The 17,032-nt window shown below is 35.8% G+C and carries 15 protein-coding genes and 4 pseudogenes; 12 read left to right on the plus strand and 7 right to left on the minus strand.

The genetic code is table 11. The features are described from left to right. Positions 1 to 448 precede the first annotated feature (448 nt). Both ccmA and OM966_RS00655 read right to left on the minus strand, forming a co-directional pair. Positions 449 to 1,072 (minus strand): heme ABC exporter ATP-binding protein CcmA, encoded by a 624-nt coding sequence (gene ccmA, locus OM966_RS00650; RefSeq protein WP_264328441.1) that lies wholly within the window; start codon positions 1,070 to 1,072, stop codon positions 449 to 451. Between the two features lie 3 nt (positions 1,073 to 1,075). Then, positions 1,076 to 1,507 carry a hypothetical protein gene (locus OM966_RS00655; RefSeq protein ID WP_264328442.1) on the minus strand — a complete coding sequence of 144 codons (432 nt, stop codon included), beginning with the start codon at positions 1,505 to 1,507 and terminating at the stop codon, positions 1,076 to 1,078. 317 nt (positions 1,508 to 1,824) lie between these two features. Here OM966_RS00655 and aspS point away from each other — a divergent pair, with 317 nt between their 5' ends. Continuing rightward, positions 1,825 to 3,627: an aspartate--tRNA ligase gene (gene aspS, locus OM966_RS00660; RefSeq protein WP_264328443.1), complete on the plus strand. Its 1,803-nt coding sequence runs from the start codon at positions 1,825 to 1,827 to the stop codon at positions 3,625 to 3,627. A 61-nt stretch (positions 3,628 to 3,688) separates the two neighbouring features. After that, positions 3,689 to 4,951: an MFS transporter gene (locus OM966_RS00665; protein ID WP_264328444.1), complete on the plus strand. Its 1,263-nt coding sequence runs from the start codon at positions 3,689 to 3,691 to the stop codon at positions 4,949 to 4,951. A 7-nt stretch (positions 4,952 to 4,958) separates the two neighbouring features. Here the strand turns inward: OM966_RS00665 and OM966_RS00670 are convergent, their stop codons facing one another. Then, complete coding sequence (locus OM966_RS00670; protein ID WP_264328574.1) at positions 4,959 to 5,879, minus strand: RluA family pseudouridine synthase; 921 nt, start codon at positions 5,877 to 5,879, stop codon at positions 4,959 to 4,961. Positions 5,880 to 6,093: 214 nt separating this feature from the next. On the opposite strand from OM966_RS00670, the gene OM966_RS00675 reads away from it, so the two are divergent. Beyond that, a complete protein-coding gene (locus tag OM966_RS00675; protein WP_264328445.1) occupies positions 6,094 to 7,389 on the plus strand; it encodes a Na+/H+ antiporter NhaC family protein in 1,296 nt (431 codons plus the stop codon). Positions 7,390 to 7,870: 481 nt separating this feature from the next. Here OM966_RS00675 and OM966_RS00680 read toward each other — a convergent pair whose 3' ends face one another. After that, positions 7,871 to 8,638 carry a recombinase zinc ribbon domain-containing protein gene (locus OM966_RS00680; RefSeq protein WP_264328446.1) on the minus strand — a complete coding sequence of 256 codons (768 nt, stop codon included), beginning with the start codon at positions 8,636 to 8,638 and terminating at the stop codon, positions 7,871 to 7,873. Between the two features lie 58 nt (positions 8,639 to 8,696). Between OM966_RS00680 and OM966_RS00685 the strand changes: the two genes are divergently transcribed. The 3 genes and pseudogenes from OM966_RS00685 to OM966_RS07460 all read left to right on the plus strand — a co-directional run bounded on the left by OM966_RS00685 (position 8,697) and on the right by OM966_RS07460 (position 11,137). Continuing rightward, positions 8,697 to 9,248 (plus strand): sigma-70 family RNA polymerase sigma factor, encoded by a 552-nt coding sequence (locus OM966_RS00685; RefSeq protein ID WP_264328447.1) that lies wholly within the window; start codon positions 8,697 to 8,699, stop codon positions 9,246 to 9,248. 25 nt (positions 9,249 to 9,273) lie between these two features. Next, positions 9,274 to 10,008 (plus strand): annotated as a pseudogene (locus OM966_RS00690) (ATP-binding protein); the annotation flags it as partial. A gap of 201 nt (positions 10,009 to 10,209) precedes the next feature. After that, positions 10,210 to 11,137: pseudogene (locus tag OM966_RS07460) on the plus strand (IS110 family RNA-guided transposase). Positions 11,138 to 11,332: 195 nt separating this feature from the next. Here the strand turns inward: OM966_RS07460 and OM966_RS00700 are convergent. The 3 genes and pseudogenes from OM966_RS00700 to OM966_RS00710 form a co-directional block, all read right to left on the minus strand. Beyond that, positions 11,333 to 11,503 (minus strand): hypothetical protein, encoded by a 171-nt coding sequence (locus tag OM966_RS00700; protein WP_264328449.1) that lies wholly within the window; start codon positions 11,501 to 11,503, stop codon positions 11,333 to 11,335. A gap of 66 nt (positions 11,504 to 11,569) precedes the next feature. Then, positions 11,570 to 12,151 (minus strand): helix-turn-helix domain-containing protein, encoded by a 582-nt coding sequence (locus tag OM966_RS00705; protein ID WP_264328450.1) that lies wholly within the window; start codon positions 12,149 to 12,151, stop codon positions 11,570 to 11,572. 183 nt (positions 12,152 to 12,334) lie between these two features. Continuing rightward, positions 12,335 to 12,741 (minus strand): annotated as a pseudogene (locus OM966_RS00710) (RNase H family protein). Between the two features lie 395 nt (positions 12,742 to 13,136). Here OM966_RS00710 and OM966_RS00715 point away from each other — a divergent pair. From OM966_RS00715 to OM966_RS07220, 6 genes and pseudogenes are all read left to right on the plus strand, one after another. Then, positions 13,137 to 14,069 carry an Rpn family recombination-promoting nuclease/putative transposase gene (locus OM966_RS00715; RefSeq protein WP_264328451.1) on the plus strand — a complete coding sequence of 311 codons (933 nt, stop codon included), beginning with the start codon at positions 13,137 to 13,139 and terminating at the stop codon, positions 14,067 to 14,069. A gap of 20 nt (positions 14,070 to 14,089) precedes the next feature. After that, a complete protein-coding gene (locus OM966_RS00720; protein ID WP_264328452.1) occupies positions 14,090 to 14,623 on the plus strand; it encodes a pyrimidine dimer DNA glycosylase/endonuclease V in 534 nt (177 codons plus the stop codon). Between the two features lie 9 nt (positions 14,624 to 14,632). Then, positions 14,633 to 14,803 (plus strand): annotated as a pseudogene (locus OM966_RS07465) (pyrimidine dimer DNA glycosylase/endonuclease V); the annotation flags it as partial. Between the two features lie 116 nt (positions 14,804 to 14,919). After that, positions 14,920 to 15,132, plus strand: a complete 213-nt coding sequence (locus OM966_RS07215; RefSeq protein ID WP_319604181.1) for a hypothetical protein — start codon at positions 14,920 to 14,922, stop codon at positions 15,130 to 15,132. A gap of 86 nt (positions 15,133 to 15,218) precedes the next feature. Further along, the gene (locus OM966_RS00725; protein ID WP_319604183.1) at positions 15,219 to 16,376 is read left to right on the plus strand and encodes a cytoplasmic incompatibility factor CifA; all 1,158 of its coding nucleotides are present in this window, start codon (positions 15,219 to 15,221) and stop codon (positions 16,374 to 16,376) included. A 159-nt stretch (positions 16,377 to 16,535) separates the two neighbouring features. Beyond that, the gene (locus OM966_RS07220; protein WP_319604185.1) at positions 16,536 to 16,994 is read left to right on the plus strand and encodes a hypothetical protein; all 459 of its coding nucleotides are present in this window, start codon (positions 16,536 to 16,538) and stop codon (positions 16,992 to 16,994) included. The last annotated feature ends 38 nt before the right edge of the window (positions 16,995 to 17,032 follow it).

The raw sequence follows: 17,032 nt of genomic DNA on the forward strand, positions 1-17,032 counted from the left end.
AAGCCCTGGGGTTATTATCCGCTTTAAAATATTGGCGTTTTTTATGTTTTAAACGCTTGATAAGCAAGATTTAGCTGCTTTTAATTGCAACTAACCTACGCTGCAAATGTTTAAGAAATTTACCAAGCAGAAAAAAAGATAAAGAATCCCCGAGTTAGCTAGTCCTTTACTATCTTTGTCGAGTATTGGCATTTTTTGATGTCTTGTAACGCTTTGTAAGCGCGTTCAGCTTATTTAGATAAAAATCTAGATGTAGATGAAGTTTTGTAAAGACATACAGTATCTATATACTGCAAAAAATTGAACATAAGACGTCGATACATTAAGTAATCCTTACCTTTTAATCTGCAGATTGGCGAAAGCAAATACAATAGCTTCACTGTCATGATAAGGGGGCTGGCGGAGTTTGTCAAGTAAGTTTTTCGTTTCTCAACGCGCTGCCAAATTATTATGCAAGAAGTCTATTGAAATCGCGTATATCAATCGTTGTAAAATCACACAATTGCTCTGTAGAGCTATGCCCTGTAATAATTACTATACCATTTTGCTCAGAGCGTATTGAGATTAGGTTCAACACTAATTCACACGTTGCACTATCAAGATTACAAAATGGTTCATCTATCAGCCAAACGTTTGCATTAGAAATCAAGAGGCGAGCAAGCGCAACTCTTCTTTTCCAGCCTGCAGAAAGTTCGCCATATCTAATATTAAGTACAGATTGCAACTGCAAGCAACAAACAGCTGCCACAATCAATTCCCTAGTATTTCGTATTCCTGCCCAGAATTCTATGTTTTGAGCAACAGTTAAGCTATCTTTACAGGCATTCTTATGGCCTATATAGACCATAGAAGGTATATAGGATTTTGGATCATCATATATGTCTTTTCCGCAGTACCTTATATTGCCTGATACCGGCGGTAAAAGTCCAGATAAACTTCTAATTAAGCTGGTTTTACCACTACCATTTGGACCAGTGATTAGAATCTTTGATTTTGGCTCAGCTTTAAAACTGAGATGTTTAAATAATACTTTGTTATTACGAGCGCAGGATAAATTTTCACATTCGAGCATGAATTATCTGCCCTTCCCCTTATGTTTACCTTGAGTTGAAGCCTGAGCTTTTATAAATAGCTCCCAAAATCCTTTCTTTCCGCCTTCTCTATGTATCAATTGTGCAAAACGCTGCATTAAACCATTACCCATCATAACCATCTTTGTCCATTTACCTACCGGTTTTGCTATGTCAACTATTTCTGGATCTTCTTTATAAACTTGCACATCTTTTTGTTTCTCGCGTAGCGTTTCTTGTTGTTTCATCAACTCTTTTTGCTTATTTTTTTGATATAATTCATTGAATTTTCTGTCTTCTTCCCACTCTTCTTTAAAAACTTTTCTAGGAAATATGATTTTTCTAATGCGATTTTTGTATATTTTTCTCAAAAAGAGAAATACTGCAGCTACAGCAAGTAATGTTACGCTATATAATATGATCTGTGTAAGTGGCATTTCCTGTATCTAATTCATTAAAAATACCCTTACTATTACACCATAATTATAGAAATTGTGCAATTTTTTTGCGGGTAAAGACAGTATAAAAGTAATACTGCTCTATTTCGTAAATTGGACAAATACAGCTACAGATCAGGTCTCCCTACGTCATACCGCCGCGGTATCTCATCTGCTAACACGTAGCGGAATGACGGATTTTGCGCTTATCAAATTATAGGTAAACCTGAATTACTTTAGCTATACCCGAATGAATGGGCTTGTATGTAGTAAGGTTTATTTCTATACTTCTTAAAGAATTTAGAAGTAAAACAAATATGAACTGCTACAAGACTCACACGTGCAATGAATTAAGGAAGAATGATGTAGGAAAGGAAGTTACCCTCTCTGGATGGTTATACCGTAAGCGCGACCATGGTAACCTAATTTTTGTTGATTTAAGAGACTTCTACGGAATCACTCAACTAGTATTGAATAATGACAAAGATTTTTTTGATGAGATTTCAAATTTAAAATCAGAAAGTGTAATTACTGTTACAGGAATAGTTGAAGCTAGAACTGAAGATACGGTAAACAGCTCTATCGCAACCGGAGAAATTGAGGTTGTAGTTAGCAATTTACACGTTGAATCAGAAGTTGAGTTCCACTGTGATGAAGAAATAGCAAAAGAAGAAAGAAGTATATTAGCGAGCATTGCTGGCGAACAAGAATACCCAGAAAATATGAGATTTAAATATCGTTTTCTTGATTTAAGGCGAGAAAACACCCGCAACAATATTATTCTGCGCTCACAAATTATTGCAGAACTCCGCAAGCTCATGATAGAGCAAGGGTTTTTGGAAATTCAGACTCCAATACTTACTGCTTCGTCCCCTGAAGGTGCACGTGATTATTTGGTGCCAAGCAGACTAAATCTTGGTAAATTTTTTGCATTGCCGCAAGCTCCACAGATTTTTAAGCAATTGCTCATGGTTTCAGGGTTTGATAAATATTTTCAAATTGCACCGTGTTTCCGTGACGAAGACGCAAGGGCTGACCGTTCTCCGGGGGAGTTTTATCAACTAGATCTTGAAATGTCTTTTGTGACTCAAGAAGACATCTTTCAGATTATTGAGTCTACCTTATATAAAGTGTTTGCTAAATTTTCTCGTAAGTCTGTCGATAAAGATTTTCCACGTATTACATACAAAGAAGCAATGCTCAAATATGGTTCTGATAAGCCAGATCTGCGTAATCCACTATTAATCAGCGATGTTACAGAAATTTTCCGTGATTCAGGGTTCAATATTTTCAAAAGCAATATTGAGCGCGGTATGGTAGTGAGAGCCATCCCTGCACCTAAAACAGCAGAGGAACCACGCAGCTTCTTTGATAAAAAGATAGAACATGCGCAAAGAGAATTCGGTGCTAAGGGTCTTGGATATATAACGTTTGATAAAGATGGAACTGCGAAAGGACCGATTGCTAAATTCCTCGATAACAATAGGCTAAATTCCATAAAAGAAATAACGGATATAAAGTCTGGAGACAGCGTGTTTTTTGCTTCTGACAAAGAGAATGAGGCAGCAACAATTGCAGGAAAAGTGCGCACTCTTTTAGGGTCAGAATTAGGTCTTATAGATGATAATATCTTCAAGTTTTGTTGGATCATTGATTTTCCCTATTTTGTATATGACGATAAAAGTAAAAAAATCGATTTCTTTCATAACCCATTCTCCATGCCACATGGCGGCTTGAAAGATTTAGAGGACAAAAATCCACTGGATATCCTTGCTTACCAATATGATCTTGTTTGCAATGGAATAGAACTGTCAAGCGGGGCGATTCGTAGTAACAAGCTGGATATCATGTATAAGGCCTTTGCCATTGCAGGCTACAGCAAAGAAGAAGTTGATACAAAATTCGGTGCGCTCGTGCGTGCATTCAGGTTCGGAGTGCCGCCTCACGGCGGTATAGCACCAGGGGTTGACAGAATGGTTATGCTGCTTGCTGATGAGCCAAATATTCGTGAAGTAATCTGTTTTCCTATGAACCAGCAAGGTGAAGATGTTCTAATGGGTGCTCCTTCCAAGGTGGAGGATAAGCATTTACGTGAGTTGTCTTTGCAGATCATTGAATGAAAAATCTTATAGCAAGGAGCACCGGTTAATTATATATTAGGTTATGTTAAATCGAAAAATTATGACTGACATCCAAAAGGCAATACTATCGGGCATAATCTGCAACATGATTATAGGGTATGAATTAACTCTATTTGGAGTTTTAACACATATAATAAGCAATGTTTTTTTTCCTTCAGAAAGCGATTATTTAAGCACAATCAAATTTCTTGGTAGTTTTGCAATTGGATTTGGATTTAGACCACTTGGTGCATTTATTTTTGGTTATATTGGAGATAAATACGGCAGAAGGAAAATTTTGTTGACTTCCGTAATATTAGCTTCAATATCATCTACTGCAATTGCGATTATACCAAGCTTTAAAGAAATAGGAATATTTTCTCCTATACTGCTTCTGCTTTGTAGAATAACACAAGGAATGGCAGCAGGTGGAGAAACAAGTATCAATTCAGCTTTTTTAATAGAGCATTCAAGCGATAAAAAAGATCTAGGCTTTTTAGGTAGCATGAAAGCTTTTAGTGGTGCTCTTGGTTCTATTACATGCTTTGTAATGATAGCTGTTTGCAAAAAGTTTATAGGTGAAAATTATGAAATTTGGGGCTGGAGGTTGCCCTTCTATTTCTGCTTCATTATGGGCATAATAGGCTTTTTAACAAGATATATAATGGAAGAGAGCTTAGCATATAAAACACACGATAAAAATAAAAGCTTATCTCATTCTCCATTTTTAGAATTAATCAGGGACTATAAAAAAGTATTTGTGATAGCAATTGGACTTGGTATAGCCCAAAATGCAATCGTTTATTCAGCAATCATGTTTTACAACATATCTGTAAAAAAACTTATTCTCTCAGGCATCAATATTAAAAATGTAGTAAGGATTATAGCTGAAATTACATTTGGAGCGTCTGCAGTGCTGTTTGCAATACTGTCTGATAAAGTTGGAAGAAAAAATGTAATGATTCCTACATTAGTAGCTCTAGCTTGCGCCGGTTTGCCGGTATTTTCGCTATTATCGTATGATAATCACTATATTGTAACGCTCACTTTTCTGTTGATAAGTGTGCCGATAGGTGCATCTTTTGGGATATATAATTCTCTTGCCTGTGAGTTATTTCCAACGAAAGTTAGGTGCACCGGCTTTAGCCTCGCACATAACATATCTGCAGGAATTTTTGGTGGCCTTTCTCCATACATATGCATGTGGCTTATAGAAAAAACCGAAACAAAACTTGCAGCAGGTATTTATCTTACTGCCTGCGCATTAATTAGCCTAATATCTGTGCTTCAAATCAAAGCCAAAGACAGAAAAGTTGATTGGTGAAATCGTTTCAGTCGAAAAATAGCACTTCAATAGACTTTTCAATGTGCTTAGGGATAGGAGCAATAACAGTGATTTCTTTATTGCTTGGTAATTTTAAAGATAAAGAATGCGAATGAAGGTGAATTTTATTTGCTACCCCATTAATAAAAGCTTTTTTACCACCGTATTTACCGTCACCAAGAATAGGGCAATTTATATGAGCTAAATGTGCACGTAACTGATGGGTCCTGCCGGTAATTGGTTGTAATTTTAAATAAGCGACATTATGTTCTAACCTTGCTATAATTGAAAAATGCGTAGTGGCATTCTGAGGTGAATTTTCATCAACGACCACTTTTTCTTGACCTGAAACATATTTTTTCACCAATGGATAGTCTATTGTTCCACTATCCTTGCTCGGTATGCCAGAAGTCAATGCCAAGTAAGTTTTTTTTACCCTTCGTCCTTTAAATTCCTCCATAAGGTATCTGGCAACACTAGCATTGCGTGCGAATATTATCACTCCACTCGTATCTCTATCCAGCCTATGGACAATTTTAAATGTTTCTTCCTCTCTTATTTGGTCAAGCAAATCACTAATGCTAATCTTTACTTTTACGCCACCTTGAACGATGACCCCTGCGGGTTTGTTTATAGCTAGTATATATTCGTCTTCATATAATATGTTCTCTCTTAGTAGATTCACTAACTTTTCATTATATTTGCGATCAGAATTAGCATTCTCAATATAATTCAAGTGCTTCAGCGTTATAGTTTGTCCAGAATTTACTCTATCACTAGACTTTGCTTTGCAATCATCAACTTTGATTAACCCTTTCCTTAAAGATTTTTCAATTACAGATTGCTTTAGATCAGGAAAGATTCTTCTAATGTACCTATCCAGCCTAACGTTATCGTCTTTTACTGATATGGTTTTTATATTCTCCATTACTTTATTTGGATGTATGCTAATATCAACTGTTTGCATGACATAAAATAAAGTATAGCACAAGATATAAACCCTTCGGCTACATGTGCTATTTATTTAGTAGATTAAATATGAAGTTTAAAACTCTGCTGTCAACTTCCTGCAAAACTAGTGAAAACCAAACTTGCTTAAAACCACTTAATTAGTTATAGTCGTAAGTTTGAGGTACAGTAAAATGACAGCTTTTGTCCCTTTGATTATTTTTTTAATCTTGTACCTTGGAAGTGGTGCTTATTTTTCTTTTATCGGAACTGATAATCCACTTCATCAGGTTTCACCAGTAATCTGCTTGTTACCAGCGCTATTTTTTGCTGTCTCACGTGGTACAAATAAAATTCAGCATAACATCGATACTGTTATCAAGGGCATGGGTGACAAAAATACCCTTACTATGTGTTTAATTTTTTTATTTTCTGGAGCATTTTCTGCGGTTACTCAATCAATTGGTAGCGCAGACACTGTTGCTAATTTAATTCTTAATTTCCTTCCAGCAAGATTAATGCTGCCTGGAGTATTTTTGGCTTCTGCTTTTATTTCAACTGCAATTGGTACATCTATGGGAGTTGTTGCGCTGATGGTACCTATAGCTGTTAATCTGGCAAAAAGTGGAGCTTTTGGCCTTGAAATAGGAACTGCAACTGTAGTAGGTGGTGCCGTGTTTGGTGACAACCTCTCAATGATATCTGATACCACCATTGCATCTGTTTCTTCACAGGGAGCTTCAGCAAAAGATAAACTTAAAATAAACTCTAAGGTTGCATTTACTGCAGGTATTATAACACTCACCTATCTGGCAGTGATTTCAAGTAGTACAAAAATTATTTCTATATCAAATTTAGATTATTATTCTATAATAAAAATTATTCCTTATATTTCTTTAATAATCATGGGGCTGCTTGAAGTCACCACTTTAGTAACAATAACTGTAAACATAATTATTGCTGGTGTGCTAGGAATAGCTTTTTTTGATTATGCCATCGTTCAATTTCCTCATGACGTGTATGACGGTTTCAAAAAAGTAAACGAAATAGTGATATTTGCTCTATTTATCGGTGGGTTGAGCCATATAATGTACAAACAAGGTCAAAAAGCGTTGCATAAACTCATCGATGAAAGCAATATCACAAAAACTAAAGCTGAATTTGTGATAGCAGGAATTGCGTCTATGTTTACTACCTTAGTTGCCAATAATACCATTGCTATTTTACTAAGTGGTGGCATTGCAAAAAGACTCGCACAGAAACACGATATTGTACCATACCGCAGTGCATACTTATTAGATGTTTTTGCTTGTGCTACAAAAGGCATCTTACCTTATGGTTCTCAACTATTGCTAGCAGGAAGTATAGCTTCTGTATCACCTGTTTCTTTATTAACACAGGTATATTACTGCTTTATTCTAGCGGCAGTTACAATAGGCGAAATAATCATCAACAGCAGAAAAGAGAAACATTGTGCGGCTGCAACTTAGAGTTTCTCTTTTTTTTACCCATAAGAAACGGAATTACTTGACAAACTCCGCCAGTCCCCTTATCATGATAGTGAAGCTATTGTATTTGCTTTCGTCAATCTGCAGATTAAAAGGTAAGGATTACTTAATGTATCGGCGTCTTATGTTCAATTTTTTGCAGTATATAGATACTGTATGTCTTTACAAAACTTCATCTACATCTAGATTTTTATCTAAATAAGCTGAACGCGCTTACAAAGCGTTACAAGACATCAAAAAATGCCAATACTCGACAAAGATAGTAAAGGACTAGCTAATTCGGGGTTTCTTTGCCTTTTTTTCTGCTTGGTAAATTTCTTAAACATTTACAGCGTAGGTTAGTTGCAATTAAAAGCAACTTAATCTCGCTTGTCAAGCGTTTAAAACATAAAAAACGCCAATATTTTAAAGCGGATAATAACCCCAGGGCTTCTTTTGCCTTTTTTTTCGCTTGGTAAATTTCTTAATATTTATAGCAACATGAACTGGGCAGGAAGGTGTCATCCAAGTAGCCTTCTTCTCCTGTCATCCCAGTGCCCAGACACCTTAGACAATCTGCCAACTTCTGATTTTGTCCATTCTGGGCAGGATTGTTGAATTCTCTGATCTTAAATACTACATTTACTTCATCAAGATCAATGTTGACTTCTTTTACTAATGTCCTAATAAGACTACGTTTAGCTTGCCAATCCAGGTGTTCCAATTCCGATTTAACACTAGAATAAAAGCCCTTTATGCTATTTGTAATAAGATTCATTTTCTGCTGTAGTCCCTTTTGATCAATCACCTTTTTCTTCTCTCCTTCAATCTCTTTTAAACGTTCCTTCATTTTTTTCATTGCCTGCTTAAAGTCTTCCTTACTTATATATTTTTCCTCACTTGTATTCTCTTGAATATAATAATCATTTATAAGTTCTTTAATATTTTGTTTTAATTGACTCTCACGTCTTGCAAACCTTTCATCTAATAATTCATTCTTATGTTCTGAAATTCTACATTGATACTCCTTTACCATCCTATCTGGATTTTTTAATACACTTTTTACTTCTTCCCACACACCTGTTTCTAACACTTCTCCACGAATAGATCTGTTAGTGCATACCTTATTCCCGTAAAAATTTCTTGTACCCAGGCAAGTGTAATAAGTATACACAATCTTTTTTTCTTTGCTGTAATTTCGTCTTCCGCAGTAAGCACGTCCACAATACTTACACACAACTAGCTTTTGCAACAGGTATCAGTCCCCGAAAACGATCACTCTTGAAGAAGTTAATTATTCAAGAAAAATTATGAAATCGCAGAACTCTTACTCGGGAATTAATCCTATAGTTGTTAAGTACGTAAAGTATTATGTAAAATATCTTAAACGCCTTAAATGTTTTGCCGATGAAAGTATTGAAGATATTGAACAAGAACTTTTTTTACTTGTTTGGTCAACAATTATTCAATATGACGAGAGTAAAAGTTGTTTTGTCGCTTTTGTTAAACAACTCGTTAAGTGCCGTGCCATTAACTTAGTGTATAGGCAATCATGCGAAAAGCGTGGTGGCAAACAAGGTATATTATATATAGATCATACTATTTTAGATAACATTGCTGATGAAAGGTGCCGTTTTGAAGATGAAATAGCAGACCGTAGTGATCTTGATTACATTGTCTCAACACTACCTCAAGAATGGCAAGTTCTATGCAGACAGCTAGAAATCTTCAGTGTTCCAGAAGTAGCTGAAATACGTGGAATAGCAAGGACAACAGTCTATGACATTCTCAGAAGAATAAGACGACATACAAAAAAAAGTTTTCTAGAACCTCCGACAACAGAGAACCATTCCGGTATATAAAACATAGGGGGAGAACAAAAACATTATGACTCTAAAAATAATAAGTAACGAAGAAAGAGTAAAAACAGTAACAGGTGTAAAAATGGTAATCTTTGGTCCTTATGGAATCGGCAAAACTAGTCTACTTAAAACTCTTGATGAGTCGACAACACTTTGTCTTGATTTTGAAGCAGGGCTTTTAGCAGTTCAGGACTGGAAAGGAGATTCAACTGAGATTCGCACTTGGAATGAAGCAAGAGATATAGCTTATCTTATTGGTGGGCCAAATCCTGCACTGAAGTCTGATCAAGCATATAGTCAAAGGCACTATGAGCATGTATCTGGCAAGTACAAAGATCTTTCTTCGGAGTTTTTTAAATATCATTGCATTTTTATCGATAGTATCACTGTTGCATCACGTTTATGCTTTTTATGGGCAAGGATGCAACCTGAGGCTTTTTCCGATAGATCGGGAAGAGAAGACAAAAGAGCTGCTTACGGCACACTTGCTCAGGAGATGATGGCTTGGCTCAATCAGTTTCAACATATTCGGGATAAAGACATCATCATAGTTGGTACACTGGGCTAATATCTTGATGATTGCAATCGTCCAACCTGGCTACCTCAATGTGAAGTGGCTAAAACTGCCAGTGAAATTCCTGGAATTGTTGATGAAGTAATCAGCATGGTTGGGATCAAAAAAGATGATGGTACAGAAGTACGTTCATTTGTCTGTCAGACGATTAATTCCTGGGAATACCCTGCTAAAGATCGAAGTGGATTGTATATTAAATCAAAGTCGCAAGACTATAATGAGCAAGGAGTGATACTATCAATTGGATTGATTGATAGAAATCGTAGGCATCTCAGTACACTCCTAGCTTTAAAAAATGGAGTACGAACGGTAGGAGGATCTAAAAGATCGAATCACAATCCTGTACAGCATTTACATTATTATTTGATTATATTTATAGGTACAAAAATGGCTAGAACAGTTTTTGTGGGTATTGATGTTTCAAAAGAAACACTTGATATCTCAATCAACAATAAACATCAGCGTATAGAAAATGCAGAGAGAGCTATATCTGAGTTTATAAAGTCGAAAATGGCTAACGTATTTGTTAAGTTATGTGTAGTAGAATCCACAGGAGGTTATGAGAAACTTGTAATAAAATTGTTACAAGAACATAACATAGCTGTTCACAGAGCTCACCCAAATCGGGTATGCATTTGCAAAAGCCTGCAACCACTTTGCAAAAACAGATAAATTAGATGCAAAATTACTAGAAAAATATGCTGAATTTATCACAAAAAATGACGAAGTAATAGAATACATAGTTTCACAAAAGCAAGAAGAACTAAAAGAGCTAAGAGCAGTTGAGCGCAATCTAAACGATGAAGTTCATGCAAATAAGTGTCGTTTGCATAAGGTTACAGGAAAAGCCAGGGAATATATAGAAAAACAGATAGAATTTGCAAAAAAACAATTAGAGCAAATTAGGCAAGACATAGAAGATATAATAAACTCTGATCCTGATTTGAAGGAAAAAAGCAAACTGCTAACTAGCTATAAAGGTGTTGGACGGAAAACCGCAAGTATCCTACTCATAGAGGTACCTGAACTTGGTAGGTTAGATAATAAGGAAATAGCTTGTCTAGTTGGAGTTGCACCAAAAACTAGTGAAAGCGGAAGGAAAGTGAGCAAGGCCCAAGTCATAGGTGGCAGATTTTATGCTCGAAAAGCATTATACATGTCTGCTGTGGTTGCAATGCGTCATAATAAAAAAATGAAAGTATTTTACCAGCGTTTAGTTGACTCTGGCAAAGTCGCTTTAGTTGCTGTAATGAGAAAAATCATCATTTGTTTAAATGCTATGATAAAAAACAATAATTTTTATCTTGATGTTTAAGACGGTAGATGCCTATTTGGGAGTATAATTTTCAAGTTCCTCTGCAGTCAAGCTAGTTATTTGAGAAATATCATCAATAGAAACACCTAGTATAAGTAGATTATTCGCAACCTTGATTGACTCTACTTTATCAATCTTTTCTTTGTAAATTTGCCTTCTTTGGGATAAAAATTCTACCCATGTATCCAGTTCATCTCATGATTCTTGATTGTTAATTTTTTTAGACTCTCTCACCCAACTTAATAGCTCTTTTTCTCCTTCACCATCTTCGTCTTCACAGCAGTCTTCTTCCGTTGATTTAAGCACCAGATCCTTAGCATCCACTGATAATTTTCTCGCTATTTCCCATAACCTTTCACCGAACATGGTGCTCCCTTGTTCATAGTAATGTACCTGTGGACCTCCTACACCAAGCTCTTTTGCTAATTCCTCTTACGTATACCCTTGTATTATTCTCCACTTTTTCATCTCTTGTCTTTTGCTTCGACGCTTAGAACCTTTTTCCTCTTCATTATCATATTCATCAGTTGATAAGCCTGTTGCTCGGTAGATTATATCAGTAGCAAATCCTTCCTCCAGCATATTCTCCGCCATTCTTACTCTTGCTGCTTTTACATCACTTTCCTCTTCAGCTCGGATAGATTTGGTTAATGCGTAAATTGCTTTGCGTGGCTCTCGACCTCTTGTTTTTGTGTACTTTCCTATGAAATTGTACATCCATTGGGTCTTACTTTTATCAAAACAACGATTTTCTTTGAGTACTTTTTGTCTAGGAAATAGATTACTCAAACTAACTGATAATGCATCTGCTATGATTTGTAACTCTTCATCTGGAATGCCACATATCCCTTGTTCATATTTTAGCAGCGTGTAATATTTTATGCCTGTTTTATCTGCTAAAGCTTTCAGGGTATATCCTCGCTTTAACCTCCAGCTTCTTATCTTTTGCGCTATTTTATATCTTGTAGCGTTAGTATGCTTTATACGGCTACTATTAATGTTACTAGCGGTCACTCTTTTTCACACGATTTCAAAACAAACTAACTCTCAGATGCCTGTTGAAAACTAGTATATTAAATGCCTATGCTGTGACAAGCTAAAATGGCACAGGCAACTTATGTTGCTACGGTCTTTAATCTACGTAACTTGGAGTTCTTCTCTTTTTTAGTGGTTTCTGGATCTCATGATTCCTATATTTCAGCTTTTTAGTTTCCTTTCTAATCTGCTTCCTCGTTTGCCACTGTGAGCCTTAACCCACTTCCAATATGGTGTTTCATCTAGCTCTTTCCATAATTCCATCTGGGCTTTTATTTGCCGTCCTCCAACCGTTTATCTTCCATTCATTCTGTTATACCTTGTTTTATATAGAGGCTGTCAGTATGTAAAACAACCTCACAAGAAATTTTTAACATCTTTAGCCCATTAATTACAGCCTTTAACTCCATCTTGTTGTTCGTTGTGTTTTCTTCACCTCCAGAGATACGTTTCTTGATAAAGACACTTTTATTTTCATACATAACTACAGCAGCCCAGCCTCCTGGACCAGGGTTTCCAGAACAACCTCCATCCGTATACCTTCTTTTTTTCGCCCATACTAACAGGATATGGATTTAACATAAGTTTTCTACTGAAATATGTTGATATTGAGTTTCGGATTTTTTATTATGAAGGTGTGAGAGGTTAATCTCACGATGTTAGGTAATTGAGCTTTTGGGCTCGTATTTTTATTAGGAGGTTAACCTCTCACACCAAAAATAAGTGTTTTTAAAGCTCTTTATAGCTACTGAATCTATGAATTCATTTGCCGGGGTTTTTAGGCGCTTTATGAGGGGGTTATAAAAAGATATACAAAAGGACGTCTAAAGTAGAGGATGCTGTTCTAAGATGATCTCTGGCAGCCGTTTTTTTCATCAACGCATTCAAAACTTAAAAAAATAAAAAACTTGAACATTTCTTCACAATTGTGTATAGTTATTAATGCTTTCTAGGTTAATTCATCATGGCTCTTTCTAAGTTTCTAGATCCAAAAAATGACATATCATTTCGCCGTATCTTTGGTACTGAAAAAAATAAGGATATTCTTATTCACTTCCTCAATGATATATTAGGTTTTACTGGTAAAAGTGCAATTAATGATATAGAGTTCTTAAGCACTATTCAAGACCCTGATATTGCAGCTAAAAAGCAAAGCATTGTTGATGTTCTCTGTAGGGATTCTACAGGTGCTCAATACATATGTGAGATGCAGGTCGCTAAAACTAAAGGATTTGAAAAACGTGCCCAATACTATGCAGCTAAAGCGTATTCAAGACAAGCCGATAAAGGCGATCAATACCAAGACCTTAAGGAAATTATCTTTATTGCTATAGCAGATTGTATTTTATTTCCTGATAAGTCTGAGTACAAATCAAAGCATACTATTCGAGATGAAGATACTAATGAACATGATCTAAAAGATTTTTACTTTATATTTGTTGAGTTGCCTAAATTTCCAAAAAACAAAGAAGATCAGCTTTCAAGTATAGTTGAAAAATGGGTCTACTTCTTTAGATATGCAGACGAAACTAGTGAAGAAGAGCTAGAGAGAATAATAGGAAGTGATCTAATAATTAAAAGAGCATATGAAGAACTAAATAGGTTTAACTGGTCAGAAAAAGAATTTATTGCCTATGAACAAGAGATAAAGCGTATTCTTGATGAACAGGCTGTACTCGCTCAAAAACTTGATGATGCTACTGCAAAAGGCATCCAAATCGGACATGAAAAAGGCAGAGCTGAAGGCAAGGAGGAAGGTATTCAAATTGGCGTGGAGAAGGGTGAAAAACAAGCTAAGATGACAGTTGCAAAGAATCTACTTAAAGCAGGGGTTTCTATTGATATCATAGCTCAAACTACTGGTCTTACAGTTAACGAAGTCAAAGACTTAATCTGATTTTATCTTTTGACACCTAGATGAACATCTTTGTACTAGATGAAAACCCGGCAATTGCGGCACAAATGTTATGTGATAAGCATATAGTAAAAATGCCATTAGAAACTGCTCAATTACTGAGTAATGTTTTTTCAATAGCATTAAAAGTGCCAAATCTTTTAGTCAGCATCACAGACCAGAATATAGAAGTTCCATATAAACTTACTCACAAAAACCACCCTTGTTCTCTATGGGCTAGACACTCAAAAGGAAACTTTAATTGGTTGATAAAGCATGGAAAAGAATTGTGCATAGAGTATAGCTTGCGATACAAAAGAACGCATAAATCCGAAGAAGTTATAGATTGGTGTGATAATAATAAGGATTTGCTAATTTTTCAATCAGCTGATATACAAATTTTTACACAAGCGTTACCTGATCGATATAAATGTAGTAATCCAATAGAAGCCTATAGAGAATATTACCTAAAAGAAAAGATGAGGTTTGCTAAGTGGGAAAAAGGTAGAGAAGCACCAGGTTGGATAATCTGCTACACAATACCACAGCTAATATAGCTCATAAATAAAGAAGCCATCCAAATCGGACATGAAAAAAGCAGGGAAGAGGGCGAAAAACAGGCTAAAATAGCTGTGGCTAAAAATTCACTCAAGGCGGGTGTTTCTATTGATGTTATTGCTGAAATAACAGGGTTTTCTGTTGATTATATTGAGAAAATTCAAGAAAAGAAGTTTTAGCCATAACATTTTTTTATTAAACCCTCTATTCTAGTAATTTTAATATTGCAATCCATTCTAATGTCTGTACAATGCCTTTTTTACATAACACTGTTAATACTTAATAGGAGGGGTTAATGCCAACACAGAAAGAGCTTCGGGCTGCGATGTCCAAAAAATTACAGGAAGCTATTAAACATCCAGATCCAACAGTTGCTGCCGGGAGGAAGTCAGCTATCAAGAGATGGGTGGGAGTCCTTCAAGATAACTTTATGGAGCACATAAAATACTTTAAGGGTGATAAGTTGAAGTTTTTGCACAATGTATTCCAAGATGAAGGTTGTTGGTGAGGTACAAGGTTAAATAATGATGTTTTAGGTACAAGATTGACTGAAGAGAAAATAGGAGAAATCGATAATCCACTTCGCAGAATGAGATGGCTTCTAGTTACTGTGTGGTAGAAAAAATTCTTCCGTTCTTTCAAAAAAGATTCGAATTTCTCAAGAGCAAATTTCCTCCTGGTAAATTTGATGGCAAAACTGAAACTGAAATTGACAAATACGTACGAAACTCCCTGCTAGATACGATAAAGAGGAATGGTCGTATTTTTGATTTCTGGATCAATAGAGAGTCTGGGGAATTAAAGGAGTATGATGCAGTAGAAGGTTTTGACAGTGCTGTAAAACTTAAATGGAGTGAAGGAGTAGAGTATTTTTATAATCATCTAAAAGAAGAAGATAAAGAAAAGAAGCTTACAGAAGCTGTTATTGCTCTTTCTCGTCCTCAATCTGTTGAGAAAGACGCTCCTATTTTAGATTTTTGTGTAAGGAATATAGCTGACAAAGATACTCTTTTACAGAAATTATTGCAGAAAGATAAGGGAGTATATTCCCTTCTTGCTGAATTAATAGAGTCATGTTTTTTTGATACGGTTCATGATTTGGTACAGTGCTGGTGTTATAAAGGCGTTCCAGCAGGAGGAGACTGTTCGGACAAAATATTCTCACAGCGAGACTATGAGCTTCTTCTTTCCTCACTTTCAGATGTGATGTTGAAAAATCCTGAGTCAAGTGCTCAAGCTAGGTCTGTTATTATGAAAATTTGGGAGTGTGACAGCTTGGATGAATACAAAAAGACTGCTATTATTGATACTTCGAATGGTAGAATTCCTATAAAGGGTGTACTTGCAGAATTGATAGTTAACTGGAAACGAGAAGACATTTATAAGTCTGATGAGGAAAAAGAAATAGAGAAAAAAGAAATACTAGATATGATGTTATTTGCTAAAAATAGCTTTCCTGAGAGATTTGAGTTCTTTAAGGAAAAGATAATAAAAAACCTTAGATTGTGTGGTAGAGAAGGTAAAAGAGTAAATGTAGATTACGGTCTGTTTGCAGAAGAATTATTCTCTGAGTTAGAGAAAACAATTTTACCACCTGGTCCTGTAGGTGATGGCCCTAGGTATGATTTACGGACGCAATCTCAAGCTCATGGTAGTAAGAAAACATCTTTGCCACTTGATGGTTCTGGTGATGGTCCGCAGTCCAAGTTTGAAGCTCCTAGTATGAGTGGTGTCTCTAGCCGTAGAAAATAGAAGGGTATCTTATATGAATAATGGTGATGGACTTATTAGGAGTTTAGTGGATGGAGATCTTGAAGGCTTCAGACAAAGGTTTGAATCTTTTTTAGATCAATGTCCATCTTTCTTGTATCATGTAAGTGCAGGTTGTTTCCTTCCTGTATTCTTTTTAGTATGTTTGCTACTGCGCATGATGAAGGTATTTTAGATCCAAGTGAAAAAGTCTATTTTCGTTTTGATAACCATGGTGTTAATCCACGTAATGGTGAAAATCGAGATACGGGAAACCTAAAAGTTGCTGTTTATCGTGACGGACAGCAAGTTGTCAGATGCTACAGTATTTCTGATCGTCCTAATAGTGATGGGTTAAGGTTCAGTACAAGGGAAAGAAATGCTCTAGTGCGAGAGATTAGAGGGCAAAATCCAAATTTAAGGGAAGAAGACCTAAATTTTGAGCAATACAAAGTATGCATGCATGGAAAGGGCAAGAGTCAGGGAGAAGCAATTGCAACAGTATTCGAGGTGATTCGTGAAAAAGATCTTAGAGGTAGAGATAAATTTGGCAAATATTCAGCATCTGAAATTAATCTTATTAGACAGCTCTTAGAAGATCACAGATTAACAATTAAGTAAATAGAAAGGAGACAACTCAATCGAAATCAGTGTGAACA

Source organism: Wolbachia endosymbiont (group A) of Andrena hattorfiana (assembly GCF_947179565.1).
Taxonomy (GTDB): domain Bacteria; phylum Pseudomonadota; class Alphaproteobacteria; order Rickettsiales; family Anaplasmataceae; genus Wolbachia.